The 26048-nt window shown below is 56.8% G+C and carries 21 protein-coding genes and 1 tRNA gene; 14 read left to right on the top strand and 8 right to left on the bottom strand.

All coding sequences use genetic code 11. From position 1 onward, the window contains the following. The first annotated feature begins 55 nt into the window (after window positions 1–55). The gene (locus ACZ5AM_RS08495; protein ID WP_464916085.1) at window positions 56–1906 is read left to right on the top strand and encodes a prolyl oligopeptidase family serine peptidase; all 1851 of its coding nucleotides are present in this window, start codon (window positions 56–58) and stop codon (window positions 1904–1906) included. A gap of 2 nt (window positions 1907–1908) precedes the next feature. Here the strand turns inward: ACZ5AM_RS08495 and ACZ5AM_RS08490 are convergent, their stop codons facing one another. From ACZ5AM_RS08490 to ppsA, 3 genes are all read right to left on the bottom strand, one after another. Further along, window positions 1909–3321: an MATE family efflux transporter gene (locus tag ACZ5AM_RS08490; RefSeq protein WP_464916084.1), complete on the bottom strand. Its 1413-nt coding sequence runs from the start codon at window positions 3319–3321 to the stop codon at window positions 1909–1911. 43 nt (window positions 3322–3364) lie between these two features. After that, window positions 3365–4771, bottom strand: coding sequence for an MATE family efflux transporter (locus ACZ5AM_RS08485; protein WP_464914561.1), 1407 nt, complete (start codon window positions 4769–4771; stop codon window positions 3365–3367). 139 nt (window positions 4772–4910) lie between these two features. Next, window positions 4911–7265 carry a phosphoenolpyruvate synthase gene (gene ppsA / locus ACZ5AM_RS08480; protein ID WP_464914560.1) on the bottom strand — a complete coding sequence of 785 codons (2355 nt, stop codon included), beginning with the start codon at window positions 7263–7265 and terminating at the stop codon, window positions 4911–4913. A 390-nt stretch (window positions 7266–7655) separates the two neighbouring features. Here ppsA and ACZ5AM_RS08475 point away from each other — a divergent pair, with 390 nt between their 5' ends. Continuing rightward, window positions 7656–11618 (top strand): S8 family serine peptidase, encoded by a 3963-nt coding sequence (locus ACZ5AM_RS08475; protein WP_464914559.1) that lies wholly within the window; start codon window positions 7656–7658, stop codon window positions 11616–11618. Window positions 11619–11641: 23 nt separating this feature from the next. Here the strand turns inward: ACZ5AM_RS08475 and ACZ5AM_RS08470 are convergent, their stop codons facing one another. The 4 genes from ACZ5AM_RS08470 to ACZ5AM_RS08455 are packed head-to-tail and all read right to left on the bottom strand — an operon-like array spanning window position 11642 to window position 13479. After that, window positions 11642–12214 (bottom strand): DNA replication complex subunit Gins51, encoded by a 573-nt coding sequence (locus ACZ5AM_RS08470; RefSeq protein WP_464916083.1) that lies wholly within the window; start codon window positions 12212–12214, stop codon window positions 11642–11644. A gap of 28 nt (window positions 12215–12242) precedes the next feature. Further along, entirely contained in the window at window positions 12243–12992 is a 750-nt protein-coding gene (locus ACZ5AM_RS08465) for a DNA polymerase sliding clamp (RefSeq protein ID WP_464914558.1), read from the bottom strand. 2 nt (window positions 12993–12994) lie between these two features. Next, window positions 12995–13153, bottom strand: a complete 159-nt coding sequence (locus tag ACZ5AM_RS08460) for a hypothetical protein (RefSeq protein WP_464914557.1) — start codon at window positions 13151–13153, stop codon at window positions 12995–12997. Next, window positions 13150–13479, bottom strand: a complete 330-nt coding sequence (locus ACZ5AM_RS08455; protein WP_464916082.1) for a transcription factor S — start codon at window positions 13477–13479, stop codon at window positions 13150–13152. Before ACZ5AM_RS08455 ends, ACZ5AM_RS08460 begins: the two co-directional genes overlap by 4 nt. An 88-nt stretch (window positions 13480–13567) precedes the next feature. On the opposite strand from ACZ5AM_RS08455, the gene ACZ5AM_RS08450 reads away from it, so the two are divergent. The 9 genes from ACZ5AM_RS08450 (at window position 13568) to ACZ5AM_RS08410 (ending at window position 22855) form a co-directional block, all read left to right on the top strand. Next, complete coding sequence (locus ACZ5AM_RS08450) at window positions 13568–13813, top strand: hypothetical protein (protein WP_464914556.1); 246 nt, start codon at window positions 13568–13570, stop codon at window positions 13811–13813. Window positions 13814–13859: 46 nt separating this feature from the next. Further along, window positions 13860–15185 (top strand): CoA-disulfide reductase, encoded by a 1326-nt coding sequence (gene cdr, locus ACZ5AM_RS08445; RefSeq protein WP_464914555.1) that lies wholly within the window; start codon window positions 13860–13862, stop codon window positions 15183–15185. A gap of 78 nt (window positions 15186–15263) precedes the next feature. Beyond that, window positions 15264–16715, top strand: a complete 1452-nt coding sequence (gene proS, locus ACZ5AM_RS08440; RefSeq protein ID WP_464914554.1) for a proline--tRNA ligase — start codon at window positions 15264–15266, stop codon at window positions 16713–16715. An 86-nt stretch (window positions 16716–16801) separates the two neighbouring features. After that, the gene (locus ACZ5AM_RS08435; RefSeq protein WP_464914553.1) at window positions 16802–18412 is read left to right on the top strand and encodes a carbamoyltransferase family protein; all 1611 of its coding nucleotides are present in this window, start codon (window positions 16802–16804) and stop codon (window positions 18410–18412) included. Between the two features lie 238 nt (window positions 18413–18650). Beyond that, window positions 18651–19937 carry a translation elongation factor EF-1 subunit alpha gene (gene tuf / locus ACZ5AM_RS08430; protein WP_464914552.1) on the top strand — a complete coding sequence of 429 codons (1287 nt, stop codon included), beginning with the start codon at window positions 18651–18653 and terminating at the stop codon, window positions 19935–19937. 51 nt (window positions 19938–19988) lie between these two features. Beyond that, on the top strand, window positions 19989–20297 hold the full coding sequence (gene rpsJ, locus ACZ5AM_RS08425; RefSeq protein WP_012571711.1) for a 30S ribosomal protein S10: 309 nt from the start codon (window positions 19989–19991) through the stop codon (window positions 20295–20297). A 16-nt stretch (window positions 20298–20313) separates the two neighbouring features. Then, a tRNA-Ser gene (locus ACZ5AM_RS08420) sits at window positions 20314–20400 on the top strand. 300 nt (window positions 20401–20700) lie between these two features. After that, the gene (locus tag ACZ5AM_RS08415; RefSeq protein ID WP_464916081.1) at window positions 20701–21954 is read left to right on the top strand and encodes an aminotransferase-like domain-containing protein; all 1254 of its coding nucleotides are present in this window, start codon (window positions 20701–20703) and stop codon (window positions 21952–21954) included. A 103-nt stretch (window positions 21955–22057) separates the two neighbouring features. Beyond that, window positions 22058–22855: a gamma-glutamyl-gamma-aminobutyrate hydrolase family protein gene (locus ACZ5AM_RS08410; RefSeq protein WP_464914551.1), complete on the top strand. Its 798-nt coding sequence runs from the start codon at window positions 22058–22060 to the stop codon at window positions 22853–22855. Here the strand turns inward: ACZ5AM_RS08410 and ACZ5AM_RS08405 are convergent. Further along, complete coding sequence (locus ACZ5AM_RS08405) at window positions 22835–23677, bottom strand: SPL family radical SAM protein (protein WP_464914550.1); 843 nt, start codon at window positions 23675–23677, stop codon at window positions 22835–22837. The two genes, ACZ5AM_RS08410 and ACZ5AM_RS08405, sit on opposite strands and share 21 nt — an antisense overlap. A gap of 58 nt (window positions 23678–23735) precedes the next feature. Here ACZ5AM_RS08405 and ACZ5AM_RS08400 point away from each other — a divergent pair, with 58 nt between their 5' ends. The 3 genes from ACZ5AM_RS08400 (at window position 23736) to ACZ5AM_RS08390 (ending at window position 26021) form a co-directional block, all read left to right on the top strand. Beyond that, window positions 23736–24149: an OsmC family protein gene (locus ACZ5AM_RS08400; protein ID WP_464916080.1), complete on the top strand. Its 414-nt coding sequence runs from the start codon at window positions 23736–23738 to the stop codon at window positions 24147–24149. A 39-nt stretch (window positions 24150–24188) separates the two neighbouring features. Continuing rightward, window positions 24189–24830, top strand: a complete 642-nt coding sequence (gene snatA, locus ACZ5AM_RS08395; RefSeq protein WP_464914549.1) for a neutral amino acid NAAT transporter SnatA — start codon at window positions 24189–24191, stop codon at window positions 24828–24830. A 318-nt stretch (window positions 24831–25148) separates the two neighbouring features. Further along, a complete protein-coding gene (locus ACZ5AM_RS08390) occupies window positions 25149–26021 on the top strand; it encodes a hypothetical protein (protein ID WP_464914548.1) in 873 nt (290 codons plus the stop codon). The last annotated feature ends 27 nt before the right edge of the window (window positions 26022–26048 follow it).

Here is a 26048-nt window from a genome sequence, read left to right as displayed (position 1 = left end):
AACGCCCGCCTAAACGTTTATATCTTCATCTCCGTAGATTCTCCCGGTGGTTTCTATGGAGGATCCCTACCTGTGGATGGAGAACCTCAAGGATGAGCGCGTTCTAAAGATAGTTGAGGAGGAAAACAAACGCTTTAGGGAGTTCGTTGGGGAGCTGAGCGACGAACTCTTTCCAGAGGTCTGGGAGTACTACTCGATGCCGGTTATCTACGGCGCGAGACTAACCGAAAAAGGCACCATCGCGATGTACAAGGAGAGGGACAGGCAAATCATCAGGTGGCTCGGCGGAGAAGTCATAGTTGACTCCAAGGAGCTTGAGAAAGAACTCAACGACGAGGTTCTCCTCCAGGGGTTCACCGCGGACAAATCTGGAAAGCTCCTCGCCTACAGCTTCTCCATAGGCGGTGCCGACGAGGGTATAACGAGAATCGTAAACCTCGAAACCGGCGAAATACTGGAGGAGTTCAAGCCCTCGGTCTGGAACGTTACCTTCACAGGGAAGGGCTACTACTTCAGCAGGTTCTACCGTCACGGTGAGACGCCGGATGGAGTTAAGGCTCCAGCGGTGAGGCTCTTCTTCAGGGACGAGAACGGAGAGAGGATGGTCTTTGGAAAGGGACTTGGCTCGGGCTACTTCCTCTCGCTGAGAAAGAGCACCGACGGGAAGTGGGCCATGCTCACGGTCACCTTCGGCTGGAACAAGGCGGAAATCTACATCGGGCCGATAGAGGCTCCGGACAAGTGGGAGAAGGTTTACTCCGCCGAGGTCCCGGCGGAGCCTATAGATGTCGTCAACGGGAAGCTCTACGTCCTCACGAGGGAAGGCAGGGGCCTCGGGAAGGTGGTAGCCCTCGAGGGGGAGAACGTCACCGAGGTGATTTCGGAGGGAGAGTTCCCGCTGGAGTGGGCGGTAATCGTTGATGATAAAATCCTCGCCGGCAGGCTCGTCCACGCGAGCCACAGACTTGAGATTTATTCGCTCGATGGCGAAAAGCTCGACGAGATAACCTTTGACCTCCCCGGAAGCGTCTACCCGCTCGACACCGACGGGGGGAGGGTTCTTCTCCGCTACGAGAGCTTCACAGTGCCTTACCGCCTCTACGAGTTCAACGGGGAGCTTAAGCTCGTCGAAAAGCAGGAAGTTGAGGGCGACTTCAGAGTCGAGGAGGACTTCGCGGTCTCGAAGGACGGAACGAAAATCCACTACTTCCACGTGAAGGGAACGGAGGACAAGAAGAGGGTCTGGGTCTTCGGCTACGGCGGCTTCAACATCTCTCTGACGCCTCGCTTCTTCCCGCAGGCGATTCCCTTCATCAAGCGTGGCGGAACCTTTGCGATGGCCAACCTGCGCGGTGGCAGTGAATACGGCGAGGAGTGGCACAGGGCTGGGATGAGGGAGAACAAGCAGAACGTCTTCGACGACTTCATAGCCGTCCTTGGAAAGCTCAAGGAAGAGGGTTACAAGGTGGCAGCCTGGGGAAGGAGCAACGGCGGGCTTCTCGTTTCGGCGACGCTCACCCAGAGGCCCGACGTCATGGATTCTGCCTTGATAGGCTACCCCGTCATCGATATGCTCCGCTTCCACAAGCTCTACATCGGCAGCGTCTGGGTTCCCGAATACGGCAACCCCGACGACCCTAAGGACAGGGAATTCCTGCTGAAGTACAGTCCGTACCACAACATCGATCCCAACAGGGAATATCCGCCGACGCTCATCTACACGGGCCTTCACGACGACCGTGTCCACCCGGCTCATGCGCTGAAGTTCTTCATGAAGATGAAAGAGGTTGAAGCACCGGTTTATCTGCGCGTGGAAACGAAGAGCGGTCACATGGGTGCCTCGCCGGAGACGAGGGCTAGGGAGTTAACGGATCTGCTCGCGTTCGTTATGAAGACCCTCGGCTGAGGCTATTTTTCCTCTATTATCCTCTTCATCCAGCTTCCGCGCATGAACCAGGCTAGGGCCACCAGCGCCGCCAGAAAGTTGCTCATGCCCATCCCGAAGAACACTCCCCTGCTAGTGAAGCCGAAGAGGCTCGCCAGCGGTATCGTGAGGCCGAGTACAGTTATGGCTCCGACGTAGCCGAAGGCGTAGCTGAGCGGAATCCTAAGGCCCCAGAGGCGCAGCATGCTGAGGACCATGCTCTTCTTGGTGTGGCCGGCCGAGCTGAAGGTTCTCGTGACAACTACGAATATCCCGTTGAAGAAGGGCACGGAGATGAGGAAGTACTTGAGCACGTACTCGCTCTGGGCTATGACAGCCGGATCGTCGAGGAAGACCCTGAAGACGGGAACCCTGAAGAGGCCGATGATGAGTATCGCGGAGGACGCTATTAGGAAGTTGATTACCATGGCCCTTTCAGCTATCCTCTTGGCCCTCCCGTAGTTTTCAGCTCCGACGTTCTGGGCTATCATAGTTCCCATCGCCATGCTAACGCCCCTAGCTATGCTCGTTATGAAGTTGACGAGGCGGGTGGTTATGGTGTAGGCGGCGTAAACAACGTCGCCGTAGCCGTAGATGATCCTCGTGAGGACGACGAAGCCGAAGCTGTTCGCGGACTGGCCAACGGCCGACGGGAGGCCGACGTGGAAGATCTTACCGTAGAACTCGAAGTCCGGCTTAAGGGTCTCGCGCGTTAGATGAAGGCCCGCCCTCCCGCTCGTCAGGATTCTCGCGCCGATGAGTGCGCCCGTGCCGTTTGAGAGGACCGTTGCTATGGCAGCTCCCTCCACGCCCAGACCCAGGACGAATATGAAAACCGGGTCTAAAACTATGTTCATCCCAACGGTGAGCATGCTTATCTTCACGGGCGTTTTGGTGTCACCGGAGGCCCTCATGAGAGCCGAGAACGCCATGAAGGCGAAGGAAAGCGGGACGCCGGCAAAGACCACCTGGGCGTAGGCCTTCGCGTAGGGGTAGACGTTCGGAGTCACCTTCATAAAGCGGAGCGCGTACGGGAGTACCACGAGGCTTATTATTGCCGTTGCCGTTGAGAAGAGGAGCATGAGCGAGTAGAGCGCTCCAGCGGAGCGGTTGGCCCTATCATAACGTCCGGCGCCTATGTACTGGCCGACGAAGGCAAAACCTGCCGTAGCAAAGCCCATGCCGAGGGCCATCAGCGTTCCTATTATCGGCCAGCTCGTTCCCGGTGCCGCCAGCGCTTCCCTCCCGAGCTTGCCCAGCCAGAATGTGTCGGTTATGTTGTACAGCACCTGAACGAGATTGCTGACTATGAGTGGATAGGCCAGCTTTAGCAAGGTTTTTTCAATGGGGCCGTTGAGTATCTCCTCGCGCATTCTCTGCAGCTTTCCGCGCTCCATTGGCATCACGGTAAGACCCCTGTCGAAACGTGCCTATAAAAAGTTACTCCTCGATGATTCCACTCATCCAGTTCCCGCGAAGGAACCACGCGAGCGCTATAACTGCCCCCAAAACGTTGCTCAGGCCCATTCCCAGCCACATTCCTGCGGTGTCCCTCATCAAAACTCCGAGCCCGTAGCTGAGCGGGAGCCTTATGCCCCAGAGCCTCACCATCCCGAGCACCATGCTCTTCTTCGTGTGGCCTGAGCTCTGGAAGACGTTGTTGACGGCGGAGAATATTCCAAAGAAGGGTAGCGAGGCGGAGAAGTATTTGACGACCTTCGCGCTCTCCCCTATTATCTGGGGGTCGCTGATGAAGAACCTGAAGATTGGCACGCGGAAGAAGGCAAAGAGGAGCGTTCCAACTCCAAGGATCGTGAAGTTTATGAGCATCGTTCTCTCGGCTATTGTCTTGGCCCTGTCGTAGAGCTTCGCCCCAACGGTCTGGCCGACCATCGTGCCCATCGCCATGCTTATGCCGTCCGAGAACGCGAACATGAAGTTCGTCAGCCTGTTGGTTATGCTGTAGGTAGCGAAGGCAACGTCCTCGTAGCCTTTTATCCCGTGAGCCTGCCCGTAGATCCCGCCGATCGTGAATATAATCCTCGTCAGGATGACGAAGCCGAGCGCAGTCGTTGATGATCCCACGCTCGACGGAAGGCCGACGCGGAAGATGCGGGAGTAGAAGTGGGGATCCGGCTTTAGAGTTTCGGGTGTTAGGTGGATCCCCACCCTGCCAGTGAACAGGAGGTAGCCGCCCACGAGAGAGCCGAGGCTGTTTGAGAGCATCGTCGCAACGGCGGCCCCGACAACCCCCATCCGGGGGAAAGGCCCCCAGCCGAATATGAAGAAGGGGTCTAGGACGAGGTTGAGCAGGACTGTGGCTATGTTTATCTTTACCGGCGTCTTCGTGTCCCCAACGGCCCGGAGGAGGAAGTTGAATGCGAAGAGCGTGAAGGAGAAGGGAATGCCCGCGAATATTACCCTGGTGTACCTGAGGGCGTAGGGATAGATCGTATCGCTGACGTTCATGAAGCCGAGAAGGTAGGGGGCCGAGAGGACGCCGAATATTCCCACTCCGGCCGAGAACAGCATCATGAGGGAGTAGAGCGCTCCCGCGGCACGGTTGGCCTTATCGTACTCTCTGGCCCCCACATACTGGCTCACAAAGGCGAAGCCAGCCGTGGCAAACCCCATCCCCATGCTCATGAAGAACCACACGAGGGGCCAGGCGGTTCCCGGAGCTGATAGTTCGGTCCTTCCGAGCTTGCCCAGCCAGAAGGTGTCGGTGAGGTTGTAGAGGACCTGAACGAGCTGGTTTATGATCAAAGGATAGGCTAACCGGATGAGCGTTTTGACTATTGGTCCCTTGATTATCTGCTCGCGCATCGCCTCTACTTCACGCCTCATTATGACAGCGATCTAAACGTGTGTATAAAAAGTTTATCGTGGATAAAAGAGCCAGCTCTGGGAAAGACTGCACTGGAGCGCTGAGAACTCGTGTTATGCCGGTTCAAAATCAAGTAGAAAAGAGGAAGCCGAAAAGGCTTCACTCGAAGAGCCTCTTGCGGGCAGCCTCGAGGATGAGCTTCTGCTCCTCCTGGGCGACGGTCTTCCTGATGAGCTCGACGGCGTCCGGGTTCGCTGAGATGCTGTCAATTCCGAGCCTGACGAGGATTCTGGCCATCTTCGGGTCGCTTCCGGCCTGGCCGCAGATGCTGGTCTCGACGCCGTACTTCTTGGCGACCTTGATGACGTTCTCGATGAGCTTGAGCACTGCCGGGTGCTTCTCGTCGTAGAGGTACGCTATCCTGTCGTTGTCCCTGTCGATGGCGAGGGTGTACTGGGTGAGGTCGTTGGTACCGAAGCTGACGAAGTCAAGGCCCTCCTTGATGAGGTCCTCGATGATGAGGGCAGCGGCCGGAACCTCGATCATGATGCCCCACTCGACGTCCTTGTGCGGCTCGAGGCCGACGCTCCTAGCTATCTCCTTGGCCTTCCTGATCTGCTCGGGGTGGCCGACGAGCGGGAGCATGACGCCGATGTTGTCGTAGCCCTCCTCGACGACCTTCTTGATGGCGGTGAACTCGGCCTTGAGGAGCTCGGTCTGGTCAAGACCGCGCCTGATTCCGCGCCATCCAAGCATCGGGTTCCTCTCGTCCGGCTCGTCCTCTCCACCCGGCATCTCCTTGAACTCGTTAGTCGGAGCGTCGAGGGTCCTGTACCAGACCGGCCTCGGGTAGAAGGCAGCGGCAACGGTCCTTATTCCGTCGGCGAGCTTCTCGACGAGCTCGTCGAACTTGCCGTCCTTGATGAACTTGATCGGGTGCTGGCCGATGCTGAGGATCATGTGCTCGGCCCTGAGGAGACCGACACCGTCGGCTCCGGTGGCGGCGGCGCGCTCGGCGACCTCGGGCATTGAGACGTTGACCTTGACCTTGGTCGCGGTGATGAGCGGGGCACTGGCAACGACGACCTGTCCGCCAGCGGCCTTCTCTTCCTCCTTCTTCTCGACGAGACTCTTGACTATGCCCTTGTAGACGACACCGCGGGTGCCGTCGACGGTGACGTAGTCGCCGGTCTTGAGGACCTTGGTGGCCTCCTTGGTGCCGACGACGGCCGGAATGCCGAGCTCCCTGCTAACGATAGCGGCGTGGCTGGTCCTTCCGCCCTCGTCGGTGATGATAGCGCTGGCCCTCTTCATGGCCGGAACCATGTCCGGGTTGGTCATTGTCGTTACGAGAACGTCGCCCTCCTTGACCTTGTCAATCTCGCTGGCGTCGAAGATGACGACGACCTTGCCGGCGCCGATTCCCGGTGAGGCACCGAGTCCCTTGAGGATGACCTCGGCCTCCTCGGTCTCGGCGGCCTCGGTGGCAGTAGTTTCTTCCTTGAGGGTGGTTATCGGCCTGCTCTGGACGATGTAGAGCTTGCCGTCGTCCTTGTCGTAGGCCCACTCGATGTCCTGCGGCCAGCCGTAGTGCTCCTCGATCTTGGCGCCGATCTTGGCGACCTCGACGATCTGTTCCTCGGTGAGAACCTGCTTCTCAACGTATTCCGGACCGAGGTAGTCGGCGACCTTGACGTAGACGGTACCCTTGTTGGTCTCCGGGTTGCGGACGACCATGACCTCCTTCTTGGCGATGAACTTCTCCTTTATCTTCCAGGTGCCCTTCTCGACGATGTACTCGTCCGGGGTGACGCTTCCGCTGACGACGGCCTCACCGAGGCCCCAGCTGGCGTTGATCATGATCTCGTTCCTGTTGTTGGTGACCGGGTTGGCGGTGAACATGACACCGCTCTTCTCGCTGTTGACCATCTTCTGGACGACCGCTGAGAGGTAGACCTTGCTGTGGTCGAAGCCCTGCTTGGCCCTGTAGAAGGTGGCCCTAGCCGTCCAGAGGCTGGCCCAGCACTTCTTGACCTTGTCTATGACGTCGTCAACTCCGTAGACGTCGAGGTAGGTCTCCTGCTGACCGGCGAAGGAAGCCTCCGGAAGGTCCTCGGCGGTAGCCGAGCTCCTGACGGCGACGTAAACGGCGTCCTTGTTGTACCTGGCGCTGAGCTTCTTGTAAGCGTCCTCGATCTCCTTGGCAATCTCCTCCGGCATCGGGAGCTCGATGATCTTCTGCCTGATCTTGGCGGTGTTCTCCTGGAGCTGCTTTGAGTCGTCAACGTTGGTCTGGCTTATGATGTTCATGATCCAGTCCTGAAGAACGGTACCGTCCTCGAGCTTGACGTTCTCGACGAAGTACTTGTAGGCCTCAGCTGTGACACAGAACCCGGGCGGAACCGGTATCCCGGCGTTTGTCATTTCTCCGAGGTTGGCACCCTTCCCACCGACGAGGGGAACGTCGGTCTTCCTGAGCTCCTCAAACCACCTTATAAACCTGTATTCGCTCATGGCGATCCCTCCTTTTTAAAGTACTTACCGGTGGTGATATATGAAAACCCTATTTAAAATTAACTGCCAAAAAGGGGAGAACAAGTTTTTTAAGGAACCCCGAGGACTGAGGAGAATACTCCCCGGGAGATCAAGTCTTAGCTGCCTGTTCTCATGTATTCAACCGATCTGAAGAAAAGTTTAGGTGACCAATGGATTCTTAGCGACCTTGATGAATAGAAACGTTCCATGGAGGTTTCGGCCAAATAAGACCTCAGTGTTACAAGATTCAGTGGTACCCCGATTGGACGCGTCCTCCGGATCTCTCGCTCCCGGTCGGGGAGGGAAAATTTAATAATGTCCTTCCGTTTATACATCAATGCACAATACCGCATGGAGGTGTCCTGAATCATGGGAAGAAAAACCATTGGCCTCTTGGTTGTTTTAATTATGGCATTGGCCATCGTTCCAGTGACCTCAGCGCCAGTTATTGCCACGAATAATGTACAGAATGTTATGAATCAGCACCCTGCTACTGCAAAGCTCATGCCCGTTGACAAGCAGATCGAGAAGTTCTTCAGCAGCGGTGAGAAGGAGGTAAGGCTCATCATAGCACCGAGCAGGGACAGGGCTATGGAAGTCTACAACGAGATCGCCAAGATCGGAAGGATCGACCCCATCAGCAAGCCCCAGTACCAGTTCATAGTCGCCACGATCCCGAGGGAGAACCTTGAGAAGCTCAAGCAGATCGATGGGATAATCGGGATCTGGAAAGACGAGATGGTCAAGCTCCCGGAGCCCGTCAAGGAGCCCGATGCACTACCCTCAAAAGAGACACCGCAGATGCCCGACATGTTCCTCAGCGTCTTTACCACTCAGGCTTACGACACGTGGGTCGGATACGGGGTCCTCGGAGACAACGTCACCGTTGCGGTTCTTGACACAGGCATTGACGTCGGCCACCCGTTCCTCCAGACCACCCTCGACGGCAGGAGGAAGATAATAGACATCTACGATGCCAGCGACGAGGGGATAGCCCAGCTTTACTACGCCACCAACGAGACCCAGGATGGTACCATAGTCGTCAACATGGCCGTCCCGGTTTACTGGGGTCTCTATGCCATATACTACGGTCACGATTCCGTCACCTACTATAACATGACCGCCTATTACGTTGGCAACATAACCGGAAGCGAGTACTACCTCGGCCTCCTTCCGGAGAGGTACTTCGACCTGAACAACTTCAACGGAACCCCCTACGATCCCTACGATCTCGGCCTCTTCGGAGACCTCAGCGACGTTTACCCCGTCCTTGTAGTCAACCAGAGCGGCAACTTAATTGCCTACATCGACCTCAACCTCAACAACGACTTCACCGACGATCAGCCACTCGAGCTCTTCGACGAGACTGGTTCCTACGTCCAGGTCCCGAGCACCAAGGTTGACATAGCCCTCGCGAGGGTGCACATCGGCGACATGAGCAACGACGAGAACTACCCGTTTGACATACCCTACGGCCCGGGAATTGGCTACGCCATGTTCATGTGGGACGCACACGGCCACGGAACCCACGTCAGCGGAACCGTTGCTGGAGTGGGCCTGCCCGACGATCCCGTGTTCTCCGGTGTCTATGGAATGGCCCCCAACGCCCAGCTCATGGAGGTCAAGGTTCTCCCCGGTGAACTTGGATTCGGAAGGATGAGCTGGATAATCAACGGAATGTTCTACGCTGCTCTTCACGGCGCCGACGTCATAAGCATGTCCCTTGGCGGAGGTGGGGAGATAAACGACGGTCTTGAAAATCCGGAGATATTCTACGCCAACTTCATAACCGACTACTTCGGCGTTACCTTCGCAATAGCGGCAGGAAACGAGGGACCGACCACCAACACTGTTCACTCTCCTGGTGACAGCGACCTCGTCATAACCGTTGGAGCGTACCGCTCAAGCCAGCGCTGGAAGATATTCTACGGAGTTGACGGCGTTGCCGACACTATGGCGAGCTTCTCCAGCAGGGGGCCGAGGATGGACGGTCTCCTCGATCCGGACGTAACCGCGCCGGGAGAGATGATATTCTCAAGCCTACCCCTCTGGTACACAGTTCTTACGGGTAATGCTTACAGGTACTACGGCATATGGGACGGAACCAGCATGGCCACCCCGCACGTCAGCGGTGCGGTGGCGCTCATGATAAGCTACGCAAAGGCCCACGGCCTCAGGTACGATCCGTTCATGATCAAGCGCGCCCTCGAGATGACAGGAAAGCACCTCGAGGAGACCACGATGATCGACGAGGGATTTGGCCTGATCCAGGTTAAGGACGCTATAGCGGCCCTCGAAAACCTCAGCAAAGAACCCACCACCTACATCTACGGTGGAACAACTTTCACCGGCTTCAGAAACGCCCTCGACAAGAAGAAGATACCGCTCAGCCCCGCCTACGTTGAGTTCAACAGCTACTTCTACGGCATGTTTAACCTACCGTACCTCTACCGCGGCGTCTACATAAGGAACGAGTTCCCGGACAGCGTACCGCTATACTTCTACCCGATGGACTACCACCCGGGAATAGGCCTCTGGTACACCGGGGAGGAGAAGACCTACACGATAAGCACAAACGTCGACTGGATCACCCCGAGCACCCACACCGTTGCCGCTGGCCAGCAGACCATCGGTGCCTTCTCAATCCAGATAGACTACTCTAAGCTCCAGCCGGGCTACCTTTACGTTGGTCTCGTCTATATCGACGATCCTGACACCAGCTACATCGACGGTTTCATCCCGGTTATAGTCGACATGCCCATGAACTTCAACGGCGAGAGCCACGCTTCCCTGAGCGACACTGCACTTCCTGGCGTCGCCAAGCACTACTACTTCCAGGTCGCTCCGGGAACCAAGGAGCTCCGCGTTACCCTCAGGGTGCCCCTCGACGATAATGGAAACCCCATGGGAAGGACTACGCTTATGATAGCGAGGCCCGAGGGCGCGGTCGTAGCTAAATACGTTCCGGGATACTACTTCGTTGGCCCAGGAGGGCCCAATGAATACACATGGGTTATTGAGGACCCCGAGCCGGGCACATGGGAGATAACAGCCTACACCAGCACGTTCACCAAGCCCAGGACCGGCTACGATGAGTCCCACTACAAGATCGAGGTTGAGGCCGCTTCGCTCAGCGTTTCACCGCACATAGTAAGGGCCTACTCGGACAAGCCGGGAGTCGTGAAGACCCAGGTTGACCTCGTCAACAGGGGCTACGGTGACGTAAAGGTCAACGTCACAGGCATGGGTGTTGGAAGGCTGGACGTCGCCTACGCCATGAACCGCACCGTTAACCAGGATGACTGGGACGTGATCGGATACATTCCGGTTACCTCAAGCGACTACTACCTCAGGGTGGGCATTACGAACCCGGAGGATCCGAAGGCTGATCTCGATCTCTACGTCTACTACTTCCCGACCTATGAGGACCTCAAGAACTTCACCAACTACGTTCTCTACACAGACCAGATAGGGCCGACGGCCTACGAGTACTTTGAGAAGTTCATGCCCGCGCCTGGATATTACCTCATAGCGGTGTACGGCTACGACACCGTCGGCTACAACCCGATCCACTACACCTTCTACTACCAGCTCCTCGGGGACAACGGGGACATCCAGGTAGAACCCTCGAGCCTTCAGGTGAAGAACGACGATGAGAGGAGCGTTAACGTCAAGATAAACACGAACGAGGAGGGAACCTACCTCGGAGTCCTCAAGGTCGTTGATGCCGAGACCGGAAAGCTCGTGGACTACGCGCCAGTTATAGTTGACGTCGGCACCCCACAGGTGGCCGTGGTCCCGTACGTTGAGGGGGACATCAAGCCAGGCAACACCGTAAAGATAACACTCGAGCTCCGCGATCCGGAGAACGGCGATCTAATAACCAGCGACACCAAGGTGTACGTCGACGGCAAGTACTACTACACGACCCTTGGAAAGGTCGAGTTCCAGTACCAGGTCAAGCCCGGCGACAACCTCCTCCACATAACCGTGATAAACCCGAACTACGGATACACGGACACCCTGCTGGTCCTCAGCCAGAAGACCAAGGAGACAGAGAAGGTTAAAGAGATCGAGACCAAGTACGAAGAAACTGTGGACGAGTACTACACCGAGCTCACCGAGGCCATGGAGACACTCCCGGTTCAGACTGTGGCGAGAGTGGCGGCAGTAACGAACGCGTACATCCAGAAGTCCGAGGAGTTCAGGGGTAAGGCCGCTAAATACGCCCTCTACGACCCCATGGTCAGCCAGTACTACATGAAGCAGGCCTACAAATACGCCCTCCTCGCCCAGTACACCCTCCAGTACTACCTGGCCATCTACGGCTGATTTTCCTCTTTTCTTAATTTTCCTCAGAATGAGAGCCTGACCTTCTGGGCGACTCCCCGTTTTAAGAGAACTTCCCCGATGCTCTTAGGGAGAACCACCAGGTCCCCAGCTCTTATCGGGCCGTACTCCTCCAAGTTCTCGTCGAGTATCTGGGGCAGGTCATCAAGGACGATATAAGCTTCAGACACGACCTTTCTAGCCGGCTCAACTACCGCAGAGGTCTCCTCAATAGGTGCGGATTCCTCCACATCAGCCCTGGGAGTGGGGAGTTCTTCCCTTTCAACAAAGGCCTTTAAAATGAAGAACATTTTCCTTTCCTCTTCAACCAGCGACGGCGAGGCCCCTGAGAAGACCATATCGACGAGTTTGTGGAGCCTCACCCGGAGTATGTCGCGCATTAGCCCCTCGGCGATCCTGAGCTGCTCTAGATAAAGCCTCTCCTCAACCTCTTCCCCCATCTCCCTCGAGCTCTCCGCCCTGAGCTTCAGGGCCTTCACTAGACTATCGTAGTCGGCGTAAAAGCTCTCGTCTATAGGGGTCAACTCGTCGCTGGAAAGCTCGCCCTCGAGCATCTCCCTGAGCTTGATGATGTCCATTGCCACCACCAAAAGAAAAGTTAAAGGATCAGTCCTCGACGCGCGGCGCAAGGAGGAAAGTCAGCTTGCCCTCGTCGCGGATGAAGTAGTCCATCTGGAGGGGCATCTCGTTTCCAAAGCGAATCGTCACCTCATCTGCCTTGCCTATCCCCTTGACCATGTCCGCGAGGTAGCTGATACCGTAGGCGCTCTTGGTTTCTTCCTCGACCTCAATGTCGAGCAAACCTTCGTCCTCAAGGGTGAGCTTAATCTCGACCTCGTTGGTCTCACCCTCTGCCCTCATGCTGAACTCGTTTTCCTTGGCTATGAACTTCATCGCGTCGCTGACAAGGGAGGCGTCCTTTACGGCCTCCTTGAGGACTTCCCCTAGGAGGACGACCTTAGCGGTGAACGGCAACTCGGGGAGGTCCAGCTCTAGCTCCTCAACGTCTATGAGCGGAAGGCGGAAGGTTCTCTTAGCTGTGCCCTCAAAGGTTATCTCCAAGAAGTTCTCATCCCCCTTCTTGAGGATGAGGGTGTCCTTGCCCTTCCCGCGCTTGAGTATCTTCTTGAAGTGGTCCATGTTGATCCCGATCGTCTCCTCTTCCTCCACCTCGTACTTGGAGAATATGCTCTCGGGGAGGTTGAGGTCTATTAGAACGACCCTGCTGGGGTCCATGGCGCGCATGCTTATGCCCTCGTCCGTTACTTTAAAAGCCGCCTCGTCTATGAGGTTGCTTGCCGTGGCTATAAGGTCGGCAAACTCCTTTGCCCCGTCAAAAACGATCTCAAACGGCATCTTTACCCCTCCTTATTCAGTATCTCGAGCATAAGCCTAACCCTTTCTTTTCCCCGGAATAGATAAGCTTTTCCATTGTCCGTTTCGGGTATCCTGCGGTAGGCCTCCTCGAGCTCTTTGAGGGCCTTCTCCGCGAGCCTGCGGAGAACCTCGTCCCTCATTCGTAAGACCTCCAGACGTAGCCGCACTTGGTGCACTTGTAGAATATAGTGCTCGGCTCGTCTCCAGCCCTCGTCTGCATCTCCCACCAGTAGGCCGTGTCGTTGCCGCACTTGGGGCAGGTTATCTTGGTGGTCGGGAGCGTCTTGACGTCTTGGTCGATGACAATGATTCCCTCGTCCGGCTTGTGCTCGATTTTCTGGGTTATTTTGGCGTTCTTTTTATCCTCGTCAGTGATTGGCTCCTCGTAGCCGCAGTTCGGGCATACCCAGGCGTTCTTCTTCCTGTCAGGACGCATGAGAGTGCCGCATTTGGGACAGAACTTCAGGCCAGCCATCTTCTCACCTCCAGCCGATGGATGGGTATGTGGGTAGGTAATAAAAAGGTTTGCAACGTAGGAAAAACAGGTGATCGAAATGGGTGATGGCGTTGATGTTTTTGAACTGGCCAGGAGGTACCATGAGGAGCTGAGGATAGAGGAGCCCAGCCTGGCAACCCTGGCGGCGGAGCTCTTTGAGGATCTGGGGCTGAAAATCAGGGAGTTCCTAGAGGAAGAGGGGTACTCATTGGGCGGCGCCAAGTTCATAGACTACGATAAGAGCCTCGTTCTGAGCGTTATGAAGGGCGACAAAACCTACGAGGTGATCCTTAGAAAGACCTGAGGCAAATTTTTAACCTCTGGTTTTGAACCTTTTGTGGTGATACGGGATGAAGAAAACGGTGGTTATCATAGGCGGTGGAGCGGCCGGAATGAGCGCTGCCTCACGCGTTAAAAGGCTGAAGCCGGAGTGGGACGTCAAGGTCTTCGAAGCAACGGAGTGGGTGAGCCACGCCCCCTGCGGCGTTCCCTACGTCGTTGAGGGCATCTCCCCGAAGGAGAAGCTCATGCACTACCCTCCGGAGGTCTTCATCAAGAAGCGCGGCATAGACCTGCACATGAAGTCAGAGGTCATCGAGGTTGAGGGAGGGAAGGTGCGCGTCAGGGAGCCCGATGGAGAGCACACCTACGAGTGGGACTACCTAGTCTTCGCGAACGGCGCCTCTCCGAGGGTGCCCCCAATCGAGGGGATAGACCTTCCGGGAGTTTTCACGGCCGACCTCCCGCCGGATGCGGTTGCCATAAGGGAGTACTTGGAGAAGAACCCCGTTGAGAACGTCGTCATCATCGGCGGCGGATACATAGGCGTCGAGATGGCGGAAGCCTTCGCGGCTCAGAACAAGAACGTCACGCTGATAGAGAGGAACGAGAGGATAATGGCGAAAGCTTTCGACAAGGAAATCACCGACGTCCTTGAGGAGGAGATGAGGAAGAAGATCAACCTGAGGACCGAGGAGATAACGCTCCGCATCGAGGGTAAGGAGAGGGTCGAGAAGGTGATAACCGACGCCGGCGAGTACAAAGCGGACATCGTCATCGTCGCGACTGGAATAAGGCCCAACATCGAGCTGGCAAAACAGATAGGCGTCAGGATAGGCGAGACTGGCGCGATATGGACGAACGAGAGGATGGAAACGAGCGTGGAGAACGTTTACGCCGCTGGAGACGTTGCTGAGACCAAGCACCTCATAACCGGAAGGCGCGTCTGGATTCCGCTGGCTCCAGCAGGAAACAAGATGGGCTACGTCGCGGGAAGCAACATAGCCGGAAAGGAGGTTCACTTCCCGGGCGTCCTCGGGACGAGCGTCACCAAGTTCTTCGACGTCGAGATTGGAAAGACTGGCCTTACAGAGGCTGAGGCGATGAAGGAGGGCTACGACGTCAGGACGGCGTTCATAAAGGCCGGAACGAGACCTCACTACTACCCGGGTTCGAGGCCGATATGGCTGAAAGGAGTTGTCGACAACGAGACGAACAGGCTCCTCGGCCTCCAGGCGGTCGGCGCTGAAATCCTCCCAAGGATAGACACCGCCGCGGCGATGCTCACCGCTGGCTTCACGACAAAGGACGCCTTCTTCACCGACCTGGCCTACGCGCCGCCCTTCGCCCCGGTCTGGGATCCGCTCATAGTTCTGGCGAGAGTTTTGAAGTTCTGAGATCCCTCTCTTCCGTTTTTCCTGAGTTTGGAAAAAACTTAATAAACGGCTTTTACGTCCAACGGCTAGGTGGTGTAGATGGCGGGTAAAGTTAAAAGGGAAAAGTGGAGCGAGAATTTCAGCGAGTGGTACAACGAGCTCATCGAGACCGCTGGAATCCAGGACAAGCGCTATCCGGTCAAGGGGATGAACATCTGGCTTCCCTACGGTCTTAAAATCATGCGCAACATCGAGAGGTTCATCCACTCCGAGATGGAGAGAACCGGCCACGAGGAGGTTCTCTTCCCTGCCCTCATTCCGGAGACCGAGTTCCAGAAGGAGGCGGAGCACATAGCCGGCTTCGAGGGCGAGGTCTTCTGGGTAACCCACGCCGGCCACGACCCGCTCGACATCAGGCTCATCCTCAGACCCACGAGCGAGACGGCAATGTACTCCATGTTCTCGCTCTGGATTCGCTCCCACGCCGACCTTCCCTTCAAGGTCTACCAGATAGTCAACACCTACCGCTACGAGACCAAGCACACGAGGCCCCTCATCCGCGTGAGGGAGATAAGCAGGTTCTTTGAGGCCCACACTGCCCACGACAGCTATGAAGATGCTGAAAGGCAGATAAGGGAGGACCTCGAGATATTCGACCGCCTCGCGAAGTTCCTCGCGGTTCCCTACATCGTCTCAAAGCGCCCGGACTGGGACAAGTTCCCCGGGGCTTACTACTCCCTCGGCGCCGAGGTCATGATGCCCGACGGAAGGACGCTCCAGATAGGCACGATGCACAACTACCGCCAGAACTTCGCGAAGGCCTACGACATAAAGTACGAGACCGAGGAGGGCAAACACGAGTACGTCCACCAGACGACCTTCGGAATGAGCGAGCGCCTTTTGGCAGCCGTTATGGCCATCCACGGCGACGACAACGGCCTCGTCCTTCCGCCGACGATAGCGCCTATACAGGTAGTTATAGTCCCGATCCCGAAGAAGGACGCAGAAGCAGACGTCTTCGCCTACGCGAGGGAGATAGCGGAGGAGCTTAGGAACGCCGGAATCCGCGTCCACGTCGATGAGCGCGATATAAGGCCGGGCAGGAAGTACTACGACTGGGAGATGAAGGGAGTCCCCGTCAGGATAGAGGTCGGCCCGAGGGACGTCGAGGGCAAGAAGGCTGTCATAGCGAGGCGCGACACCCTCACCAAGGAGGTTGTTGAAAGGGCGGAGATAGTCGAGGCCGTCAGGAGGACCTTCGACGAGATAATGAAGAACCTCTACAGCCGTGCTAAGGAGTTCCTCGAGAGCCACATCAAGCGCGTCGACACCATCGAGGAGGCTAAGGCGGTCTTTGAGGACAGGCGCGGAATAGTGGAGATTCCCTGGTGCGGCGAGGAGGAGTGCGGCCTCAAGATGGAGGAGGAGCTCGACGCCAAGATGCTCGGAACGCCCTATCCGGAGGAGAAGGCCAAGGCCCCCGAAGGGAAGAAGTGCCCTGTCTGCGGCAGGGAGGCGAAGTTCATCGCGCGCTTCGCGAGGACTTACTGAGTTTTCTTTTCCTGCAATATACTTTTGAGTAATTTACTCAAGAGTAAATTACTCGTGAGTAAACTAGGACTCATGGAGGCGCTCCTATGATACTCGGAATCCACGACGGCCACGACGCAGGAGCGGCGCTGATAGAGGGGGAGAGGCTCTTCGCGGTGAACGAGGAGCGCTTAAACAGGGTGAAGAAGTACCGCGGCTTCCCGGAGCTCAGCGTGAGGAAGGTCATGGAGATGGCCGACGCCTCTCCGGAGGACGTCGAGATAATAGCTGTCGCGGGGATTTTCAGGAAGCAGAAGCGCCTCCAGGAGCTCGAGGCCAACCTTCGGGCGATTTTTGGGGGAGACTTCAAGAGGAAGATCCTCTTCGTCGAGCACCACCTCGCCCATTCCGCTTCGGCCTACTACACGAGCGGCTGGCGTGATGCTCTCGTGGTGAGCATAGACGCGGCCGGCGACGGGCTGAGTTCGTCGATTTATGTCGCGAGGGACGGCGAGATGGTGAGAATCGCCCAGAGCACCTACATCGACTCTCTCGGCGACTTCTATGCCTCAATTACGGAACTCCTCGGCTTCAAGCCGATGCGCCACGAGGGCAAGGTGATGAGTCTGGCCGCTTATGGGAGGCCGAAGTACAACCTGAGCGCGATCATCGAGCTCAACGGGCTGACCTTCGACAACCACCTCGGCGTTATAGGGGTTGAAGCGACCAGAAAGCTGGCGGAGCTCTTCGACTACCCGCTGAGGCACGCAAGGGAGATAGCCCTCCAAATGAAGCGCGGAAAGCTGGACGGGGTTCTGCAGAAGAAGGCCATCGAGATAGCGGCCAGCGCTCAAAAGCATCTCGAAAAGCTGGTTGAAGAGCTGGGCCTCGAACTGAAAGGGTACGACCTCCCGGTGGCCTACGCCGGAGGTGTAGCCCAGAACGTCAAGGCCAACGCAGTTCTGAGGCGCGTTCTCGGTGATGATAACCTCTGGGTCTTCCCTGCAATGGACGACGGTGGTTTAGCATTCGGGGCGGCGGTTTTTGTTAAGGCCCAGATGGAAAGACTCGATGGGAAGTGGAGGCCTTTCAAGCTCGAGCACGTTTATCTGGGGCCTGCTTACGGAAAGGACGAGGTTGAGGGATTCCTGAGAAGCGAGGGCGTCGAGTACGAGGAGGTGGACGTCCCCTCCTTCGTTGCGGACGCCCTTGAGGAAGGAAAGCTCGTCGGTTTCTTCCAGGGGGCGATGGAGTTCGGCCCGAGGGCCCTGGGCAACCGTTCCATTCTGGTGGACCCGCGCGATGAGAGCGTGAAGGAGAGGCTCAACGTCGCGCTGAGGAGGGACGTCTTCCAGCCCTTCGCACCGTCGATGCTCTGGGAGCGGGCCGGGGACTATCTCGAAGACCTTAATGGCACTCCAAATGAGTTCATGACGATGAGCTACACCGCGAGCGAAGAGTTCAGGAGGGAAGCGCCGGCAGTCCTCCACGTCGACGGCACCACGAGGCCGCAGGCGGTCAGAAGGGAGGTGAACCCGACCTACTACGGGGTCATAAAGGCGTTCGAGCGGAGGAGTGGCCTTGCTGCGGTGCTGAACACGAGCTTCAACATGCACGGGGAGCCGATAGTGTGCTCTCCGGCGGACGCGCTGAAGACCTTCAGGAACGCGGGGCTGGATGTCCTCGTTGTTGAGGGGTTTGCGGTTTGGAATGGATAGCCCGCTCCTTCAACAAAATCACAGATGAACCTGACTGCAAGATACCCGTTGAATTTGAACTTTCTCGTTAAAATGCCCGCCATAGTTAACTTTTTAAACTCGCGTCTCAAGTTAGGGACGGAACTCGTGAGGTCCCCCCGAAAAAGGCGGGTTTCCCGCCCGAGGGGACTGAGGTTCGAAAGATTTAAAAAGCCATCCTAGTCAACGAGACTAGACCAAAATCTGGAGGTGTATGGAAATGGCTAAGGAGAAGCCGCACGTTAACATCGTCTTTATAGGCCACGTCGACCACGGAAAGAGCACCACCATCGGAAGGCTGCTCTTCGACACAGCGAACATACCGGAGAACATCATCAAGAAGTTCGAGGAGATGGGTGAGAAGGGTAAGTCCTTCAAGTTCGCTTGGGTCATGGACAGGCTCAAGGAGGAGCGCGAGAGGGGTATCACCATCGACGTCGCCCACACCAAGTTCGAGACCCCGCACAGGTACATCACCATCATCGACGCTCCGGGCCACAGGGACTTCGTTAAGAACATGATCACCGGTGCCAGCCAGGCCGACGCCGCCGTTCTCGTGGTTGCTGCCACCGACGGTGTCATGCCCCAGACCAAGGAGCACGCCTTCCTTGCCAGGACCCTCGGTATCGGCCACATAATCGTCGCCATCAACAAGATGGACATGGTCAACTACGATGAGAAGAAGTTCAAGCAGGTCGCCGAGCAGGTCAAGAAGCTCCTCATGATGCTCGGCTACAAGGACTTCCCGATCATCCCGATCAGCGCTTGGGAAGGCGACAACGTCGTCAAGAAGAGCGACAAGATGCCCTGGTACAACGGCCCGACCCTCATCGACGCCCTCGACCAGATCCCAGAGCCGCCGAAGCCGACCGACAAGCCGCTCCGCATCCCGATCCAGGACGTCTACTCCATTAAGGGTGTCGGTACCGTTCCGGTTGGTAGGGTTGAGACCGGTGTTCTCAAGGTCGGTGACGTCGTCATCTTCGAGCCGGCCAGCACGATCTTCCACAAGCCGATCCAGGGTGAGGTTAAGTCCATCGAGATGCACCACGAGCCCATGCAGGAGGCCCTTCCGGGCGACAACATCGGTTTCAACGTCCGTGGCGTTGGTAAGAACGACATAAAGCGCGGTGACGTTGCCGGACACACCACCAACCCGCCGACCGTCGTCAGGCCGAAGGACACCTTCAAGGCCCAGATCATCGTCCTCAACCACCCGACCGCCATCACCGTCGGCTACACCCCGGTCCTCCACGCGCACACCCTCCAGGTCGCCGTCAGGTTCGAGCAGCTCCTGGCTAAGCTCGACCCGAGGACTGGAAACATCGTCGAGGAGAACCCGCAGTTCATCAAGACCGGTGACTCCGCCATCGTCATCCTCAGGCCGACCAAGCCGATGGTCATCGAGCCGGTCAAGGAGATCCCGCAGATGGGCAGGTTCGCCATCCGTGACATGGGCCAGACCGTCGCTGCAGGTATGGTCATATCCATCCAGAAGGGCGAGTGAAGCCCTTCTCTGACCTTTCCTTTACTTCCTGAACTTTTAGGAGGGACGGAAATGCAGAAGGCAAGGATTAAGCTCGCTAGTACAAACATCAAGGCCCTCAACGAGGTCACCGACCAGATCAAGCAGATAGCCGAGAGGACCGGCGTCAGGATGAGCGGGCCGATACCGCTCCCGACCAAGAGGATCAGGATCACCACCAGGAAGAGCCCTGACGGAGAGGGAACTGCAACCTTCGACAGGTTCGAGCTCCGCGTTCACAAGAGGCTCGTCGACATCGAGGCCGACGAAAGGGCCATGCGCCAGATTATGCGCATCCGCGTTCCGGAAGACGTCACCATCGAGATCGAGCTCATCTCCTGATCCCTCTCATTTATGCGCCGGGGTAGCCTAGCCTGGGAAGGCGCGGGCCTGGAGAGTCCGTGGGCGTTAGCCCGCCAGGGTTCAAATCCCTGCCCCGGCGCCAAAACCCTTCTCCGTGTGAACCCTGAATTTTAACGGCTCCTCTTCACCCTCCCCCGCTAACCTCGAATATGAACGGAGTCGTTCTGCCAAAAGCCGACACCAAAGTCCCTTTTAGCGTATCAGTATACCAAACAGCTCATCGGGAGACATGGGGATTTTACACTCTTTTTCTTTACAAACAGAAAGGTCTGGGCGCGGTTTTAAGGAAAAGTTTATAACCTGTGAGCCGGATTTATTCATGTACAGTTCAGTACTGATGGATTAAGATGATCATCGGGAGGGAAGGGATGTGGAAAAGAAGATGGAGAAGCTCGAAAGGAAACTCGCCGCTGAGCCCATAAACTTCGACTCATTCTTCTCCGAGAAGGCGCTGTCGATGAAGGCCTCCGAAGTTAGGGAACTGCTAAAGCTCGTTGAGACGAGCGACGTCATAAGCCTGGCCGGAGGCCTGCCCGCGCCGGAGACTTTTCCGGTTGAGACCATAAAGAAGATAGCGGTTGAAGTGCTGGAAGAACACGCCGACAAGGCCCTGCAGTACGGGACAACGAAGGGCTTCACGCCCCTCCGCCTTGCCCTAGCCAGGTGGATGGAGAAGCGCTACGAGATCCCGATGAGCAAGGTCGAGATAATGACGGTTGCTGGATCCCAGCAGGCCCTCGACCTCATCGGGAGGACGTTCATCAACCCCGGCGACATCATAGTGGTGGAAGCCCCAACTTATCTCGCTGCGATACAGGCCTTCAAGTACTACGACCCGGAGTTCGTCTCGATCCCCCTGGACGACGAGGGCATGAGGGTTGACCTCCTTGAGGAGAAGCTCGAGGAGCTCAGGAAGGAAGGAAAGAGCGTTAAGATAGTCTACACGGTCTCGACCTTCCAGAACCCCGCGGGGGTCACCATGAGCCTTGAAAGGAGGAAGAGGCTCATCGAGCTCGCCAACGAGTACGACTTCCTTATCGTGGAGGACGGCCCCTACAGCGAGCTCCGCTATTCAGGACAGCCGATACCCCCGATCAAGCACTTCGACGAGAACGGCCGCGTCATATATCTCGGAACCTTCTCAAAGATACTGGCGCCGGGCTTCAGGATAGGCTGGATCGCTGCCCACCCGCACCTCATAAGGAAGATGGAGATAGCCAAGCAGAGCATCGACCTCTGCACCAACACCTTCGGACAGGCGATAGCCTGGAAGTACGTCGAGAACGGCTACCTCGACGAGCACATACCCAAGATCATAGAGTTCTACAAACCGCGCAGGGACGCCATGCTGGAGGCCCTTGAGGAGTACATGCCCGAGGGCGTTAGATGGACAAAGCCCGAGGGCGGAATGTTCGTCTGGGTTACGCTCCCGGAGGGCATCGACACCAAGCTGATGATGGAGAGGGCGGTTGCGAAGGGAGTGGCCTACGTCCCCGGCGAGGCATTCTTCGTCCACAGGGACAGGAAGAACACCATGAGGCTCAACTTCACCTACGTCCCGGAGGAGAAGATCAGGGAGGGCGTAAAGAGGCTTGCCGAGACCATAGAGGAGGAGCTCAAGGGAGTTGGGAGCTGAGACAGTTTCTCCCTTTCTCCCCTATTCCATAGACCTCTCCTTAGATTTATCAGGCAGTTCGCGTCCAGAACCTTTTTAACGACTTCTCTGTATATCCCCCAAGGTGGTTACTGTGAAACCCCTGATTGCAATCATCGTTGGAAACGAGCGTGACCTCAAGTCGGGGTGGCTGTTCAGGCACCTAACTTCGGTGAGCAAGGCCGGTGGCATTCCGGCGGTGTTCTTAAGCCACGGGGATCCATCAAACGTGACCGCCATAGCCGACGGGATACTCCTGACAGAGGGGCCCGATATACACCCGTACTTCTACGGCGAGGACCCCTCTCCCCACCTCCGGAGCGTCCACTACGAGAGGGACAAGTTCGAGATCGGGCTCTTCAAAAGGGCCCTGGAGATGGACATACCGGTTCTGGGCGTTGGGAGGGGCATGCACGTGATGAACGTCGCCATGAACGGAACCCTCTACCAGGACTTGGAGAAGGAGATCCCGAAGGCTATAAAGCACGACTGGGATCCCGAGACAACCGATCCCTCCCAGAGGCTCCACAGCATCCGCGTGAAGACTTCGTCCAACCTCTACGACATCCTCAAAGACAGGCTCGACATAGCCAGCACCAACGAGGTTTTCATCCACGTCAACAGCTTCCACCACCAGGGGGTTAAGAGGGTCGGCGAGGGCTTCAGGTCAGTTGCCTTCTCCATCGACGGCATACCCGAGGCCATCGAGATGAAGGACGGCTTTTACATAGGCGTTCAGTGGAACCCCCAGTTCCTCCCGGAGATGACGGCCCTCTACGAAAAGCTCGTCGAGGCCGCCAAGGAGAGCCAGCTCAGGAGGATCGAGAGGGAGAACATAGAGGCCGAGGAGGAGAGGAGCAGGTCACCGGGGAACGAGGTGTGAACCGTCGCAGCTCGGAAACGAGCGGTAGCCCTCCCTGCAGGAGCCAAAGGTGATCCCCCTCTTCAGTATTTTTCTCTCCGCTTCCCGGAGGATTTCAAAGCGGAACTCCTGTGGGAGGTAGTAGTAGCCGCCTATCCTCTCACCCCTCTCGTAGAGCGGCCAAAGCTTTTCCATCAGCTCCGGAAACTTGGCGAACATCCTCTTCTTCGAATCGGGACGGAGCTTGAGGGTTGAAACCGTTATGTGGCTCACGAAGCCTAGGGCGTCGAGCGTCTCATCGAAGTCCTCCCACGTGTAGAACGGGATTATCGGGTCGATGCGCGCGTACACTGGAATCCCCGCTTCCTCCGCCTTCTTAAGCGCCCGAATCCTGGCCTTCGGAGATGGTGCGTTGGGTTCTAGGAGTCTCGCCTTTCTCTCGTCCACGGTAGTTACCGTTATCCCGACGGCACACTTCAGCTCGCTCAGTATGTCGATGTCACGCTCGAATATATCCGATTTCGTGAGGAGCAGACAGCGGACGCCGTATCTCCTGAAGAGCTCCAGCACCTTCCGCGTTATCCCCAGCTCGCGCTCGATGGTTGGGTACGGGTCGGAGGAGTAGGAGAGCGCTATGATGTAGCGCCTGTCGAACTTTCTCAGCTCCCTCTCGAGCTTCAGCAAGAGGTTCTCCTTGGTTCTCACCTGAAAGGCGTTCGGGATGTAACTCGTGATGTAGCAGTAAACGCACGCGTGGTCGCAGCCTGTGTAGACGTTCAGCGTGTACTTGAATGGGCAGGTGCAGAGCTTCGCCTTCCAGGGGTCGAAGGGTCTTATGTACATCACCAATGGTTTGGGAAACCCCTTTAAATCCCTTCCCGGACTGGTAACGGTGGTGGAGATGTCCGAGCCGGTGAAGGGAAAGGTCGAGTGGTTTAGGGATTACCAGTTCATCGGGAGGATAGAGAGCGACAAGTGCTCGGTGATACTGGGCGAGGGCGGCATAAGCCCCATGAAGCTCCTGCTTTTGAGCGTCGCAGGCTGTACAGCCTACGACGTGGTCATGATTCTCAAGAAGATGCGCGAGCCGATTAAAGGCCTGGAGGTCGAGATAAGCGGCGAAAGAAGGGAGGAGCACCCGAGGATTTACAAAAAAGTGCACCTGCACTACAGGATATACGGCGACGTGAAGGAGGAGAAGGCAAAGAGGGCGATAGAGCTGAGCCAGGATAAGTACTGCTCCGCGAGTGCCCACGTGAAGCTCAGTGGTGCCGATCTGACGTACTCCTTCGAGATAATCCGCGGGGAGGATTAACTTTTTAACCCCCTCTTTTCCGGCCTGGTTGGTGGTAGCGTGATAGAGTACCTCAAGTACTTCGTGCTGCTCTACGGCGGACTGTTCGCGATAACGAACCCTGTTGGAGCGGTTCCGGTTTTTCTGAGCGTCACCCACGACCTCAGCTGGCGCGAGAGGCGAGAGATAGCGACGAAAACCGCCATAACAGTTGTGGTAACGCTCGTCACCTTCGCCCTCATAGGCGAGTGGATATTCAAGTTCTTCGGCTCGAGCGTCGATGCGTTCGCGATAGCCGGCGGCATACTGCTCTTCAAGATGGCGATGGAGATGCTCTCCGGAAAGCTCTCGACGGTCAAGATAAGCAAGGAGGAAACTGAGGAGTTCAGCGAGGAAGTGATCACGCTGGAGGAGGTGGCGATAATACCGCTGGCGATACCGCTCATCTCGGGCCCGGGTGCGATAACGACGGTGATGCTCTACATGGCCAAGAGCGACCAGATCCCCGAGAAGGCCACCGTCATAGCGAGCATCGTGGCTATAGGGCTGACCGTCTGGCTGATCCTCTGCTCCTCGAACAGGATACAGAGGAAGCTCGGAAGGGTCGGCATCAAGGTGATGACGAGGATGATGGGCCTGATCCTGACCTCGATGGCCGTGCAGATGATAATCAACGGGATCAAGGGCGCCTTCGGCCTCTGATCCTCCGTTTTAGCTTTTTAAACCAGGGGATTGTCTAAATCCTGACCAACCCCTAAAAGTCGGAGTTGTGTAATTCTCCCATAACACGGTTATCACTTCGAATGATAAGGAAACCCTTAAATAGAATGAAGTTCAACCCCGCAGTGCAGTCCCCTACCGGAGGTGCGTAAGGTGAACAGAAAATTCCTAGTCGTATTGTTTCTTGGACTCCTCCTGTTGGGGGGGGGTCGTGATCCCGACACCGGCTAGGGCTGGAGAGAGTAGCGGGAAGGGCATTCTACCGGTTGTCCGGGGCCCCGATCCCGGGGGGTGGTTAGTATGAAAGGTGTTCGGTTGGTCTCGCTCTTGGTGCTTCTCCTTGTGGTTGCCGGCATTGTAGTCGCCTACGGTTCTACAAATGACAACTCAAGCAACGGGAGAGACTCTACGGAACGCGTTTGCCCCGCGGGGGCACCCCCCGACGCCCTCAACTCCTTCGGCTCCCTGGCCGTTGCCCAGAGGTTTGAGGACCACTGGGTAAGGTTCACCGAGGTGTTTGCCCTCATCCCAAAGGTTGATCTCAGGACTTCCAAGAGCTACGACAGGCTGTACATCGAGAACTGGACGTCCGGGATGAACATCACGCCCCCCTGCTACGTCCAGGGGGGAGAGGGCGTGTTCGAAACGAACTCCACGGCCAAGGTGTTCTACCATGCCGCACTCTGCACTTCCAACTCCTCCGAGACAAACCTGATGTACTCTCCATGTGAGGAATTAAAAACCCTCCGCGGAAGGGTGGAGCTCCCGGCCGGCAGGGTCAGCCTGGCAATGTACATCGTGCCCACTGGGAACGCTTCGTGGGACAGGTGGGATCACGTCTACTGCTCCCAGGTGGAGGATTTCCTTAGAACCTGTGGGCACCCTGAGAAAGTCGTCAAGAACTTCACGGTTCCCTGCCACTGTGGCATTGAAGCCGTTCTCTCGTACCTCAGGGAACGGATCGAGGCGGCGGGATTCGAGCAGGTGTCTTCCAACGAGACCAATGGAAACGACGTGTTCTCCGAGGTTCACAGGCTCACCTACAGGGGGCCAAGTGGGTACCTGTACCTCGAGGTGGCCGGCATAAAAGGCATGAACGCCGCCAGGGTTTTCATCGCGTTGGGAGATGAGGAAATGGTGAAAGCCGTCTCGAGGGTCTTCTCCTCGGGCTGAGCAAGGCTTTTTAACCCCTCTCCCTAT

The organism is Thermococcus fumicolans, from assembly GCF_055386755.1.
This window is presented reverse-complemented; position numbering and strand designations above follow the sequence as displayed.

Bases quoted from the DNA above. Each gene is read 5' to 3' on its own strand.
- ACZ5AM_RS08460 (WP_464914557.1), bottom strand. From the start codon at position 13,153: ATGAGGGACGAGGTTCTCCGCAGGCTCGCGGAGAAGGCCCTCAAAGAG.
- ACZ5AM_RS08405 (WP_464914550.1), bottom strand. From the start codon at position 23,677: ATGTACATAAGACCCTTCGACCCCTGGAAGGCGAAGCTCTGCACCTGC.
- ACZ5AM_RS08475 (WP_464914559.1), top strand. From the start codon at position 7,656: ATGGGAAGAAAAACCATTGGCCTCTTGGTTGTTTTAATTATGGCATTG.
- ppsA (WP_464914560.1), bottom strand. From the start codon at position 7,265: ATGAGCGAATACAGGTTTATAAGGTGGTTTGAGGAGCTCAGGAAGACC.
- ACZ5AM_RS08490 (WP_464916084.1), bottom strand. From the start codon at position 3,321: ATGGAGCGCGGAAAGCTGCAGAGAATGCGCGAGGAGATACTCAACGGC.
- ACZ5AM_RS08485 (WP_464914561.1), bottom strand. From the start codon at position 4,771: ATGAGGCGTGAAGTAGAGGCGATGCGCGAGCAGATAATCAAGGGACCA.
- ACZ5AM_RS08390 (WP_464914548.1), top strand. From the start codon at position 25,149: ATGAAAGGTGTTCGGTTGGTCTCGCTCTTGGTGCTTCTCCTTGTGGTT.
- ACZ5AM_RS08465 (WP_464914558.1), bottom strand. From the start codon at position 12,992: ATGCCGTTTGAGATCGTTTTTGACGGGGCAAAGGAGTTTGCCGACCTT.
- ACZ5AM_RS08415 (WP_464916081.1), top strand. From the start codon at position 20,701: ATGGAGAAGCTCGAAAGGAAACTCGCCGCTGAGCCCATAAACTTCGAC.
- ACZ5AM_RS08450 (WP_464914556.1), top strand. From the start codon at position 13,568: ATGGGTGATGGCGTTGATGTTTTTGAACTGGCCAGGAGGTACCATGAG.
- ACZ5AM_RS08400 (WP_464916080.1), top strand. From the start codon at position 23,736: ATGTCCGAGCCGGTGAAGGGAAAGGTCGAGTGGTTTAGGGATTACCAG.
- ACZ5AM_RS08470 (WP_464916083.1), bottom strand. From the start codon at position 12,214: ATGGACATCATCAAGCTCAGGGAGATGCTCGAGGGCGAGCTTTCCAGC.
- proS (WP_464914554.1), top strand. From the start codon at position 15,264: ATGGCGGGTAAAGTTAAAAGGGAAAAGTGGAGCGAGAATTTCAGCGAG.
- cdr (WP_464914555.1), top strand. From the start codon at position 13,860: ATGAAGAAAACGGTGGTTATCATAGGCGGTGGAGCGGCCGGAATGAGC.
- rpsJ (WP_012571711.1), top strand. From the start codon at position 19,989: ATGCAGAAGGCAAGGATTAAGCTCGCTAGTACAAACATCAAGGCCCTC.
- ACZ5AM_RS08495 (WP_464916085.1), top strand. From the start codon at position 56: ATGGAGGATCCCTACCTGTGGATGGAGAACCTCAAGGATGAGCGCGTT.
- ACZ5AM_RS08435 (WP_464914553.1), top strand. From the start codon at position 16,802: ATGATACTCGGAATCCACGACGGCCACGACGCAGGAGCGGCGCTGATA.
- tuf (WP_464914552.1), top strand. From the start codon at position 18,651: ATGGCTAAGGAGAAGCCGCACGTTAACATCGTCTTTATAGGCCACGTC.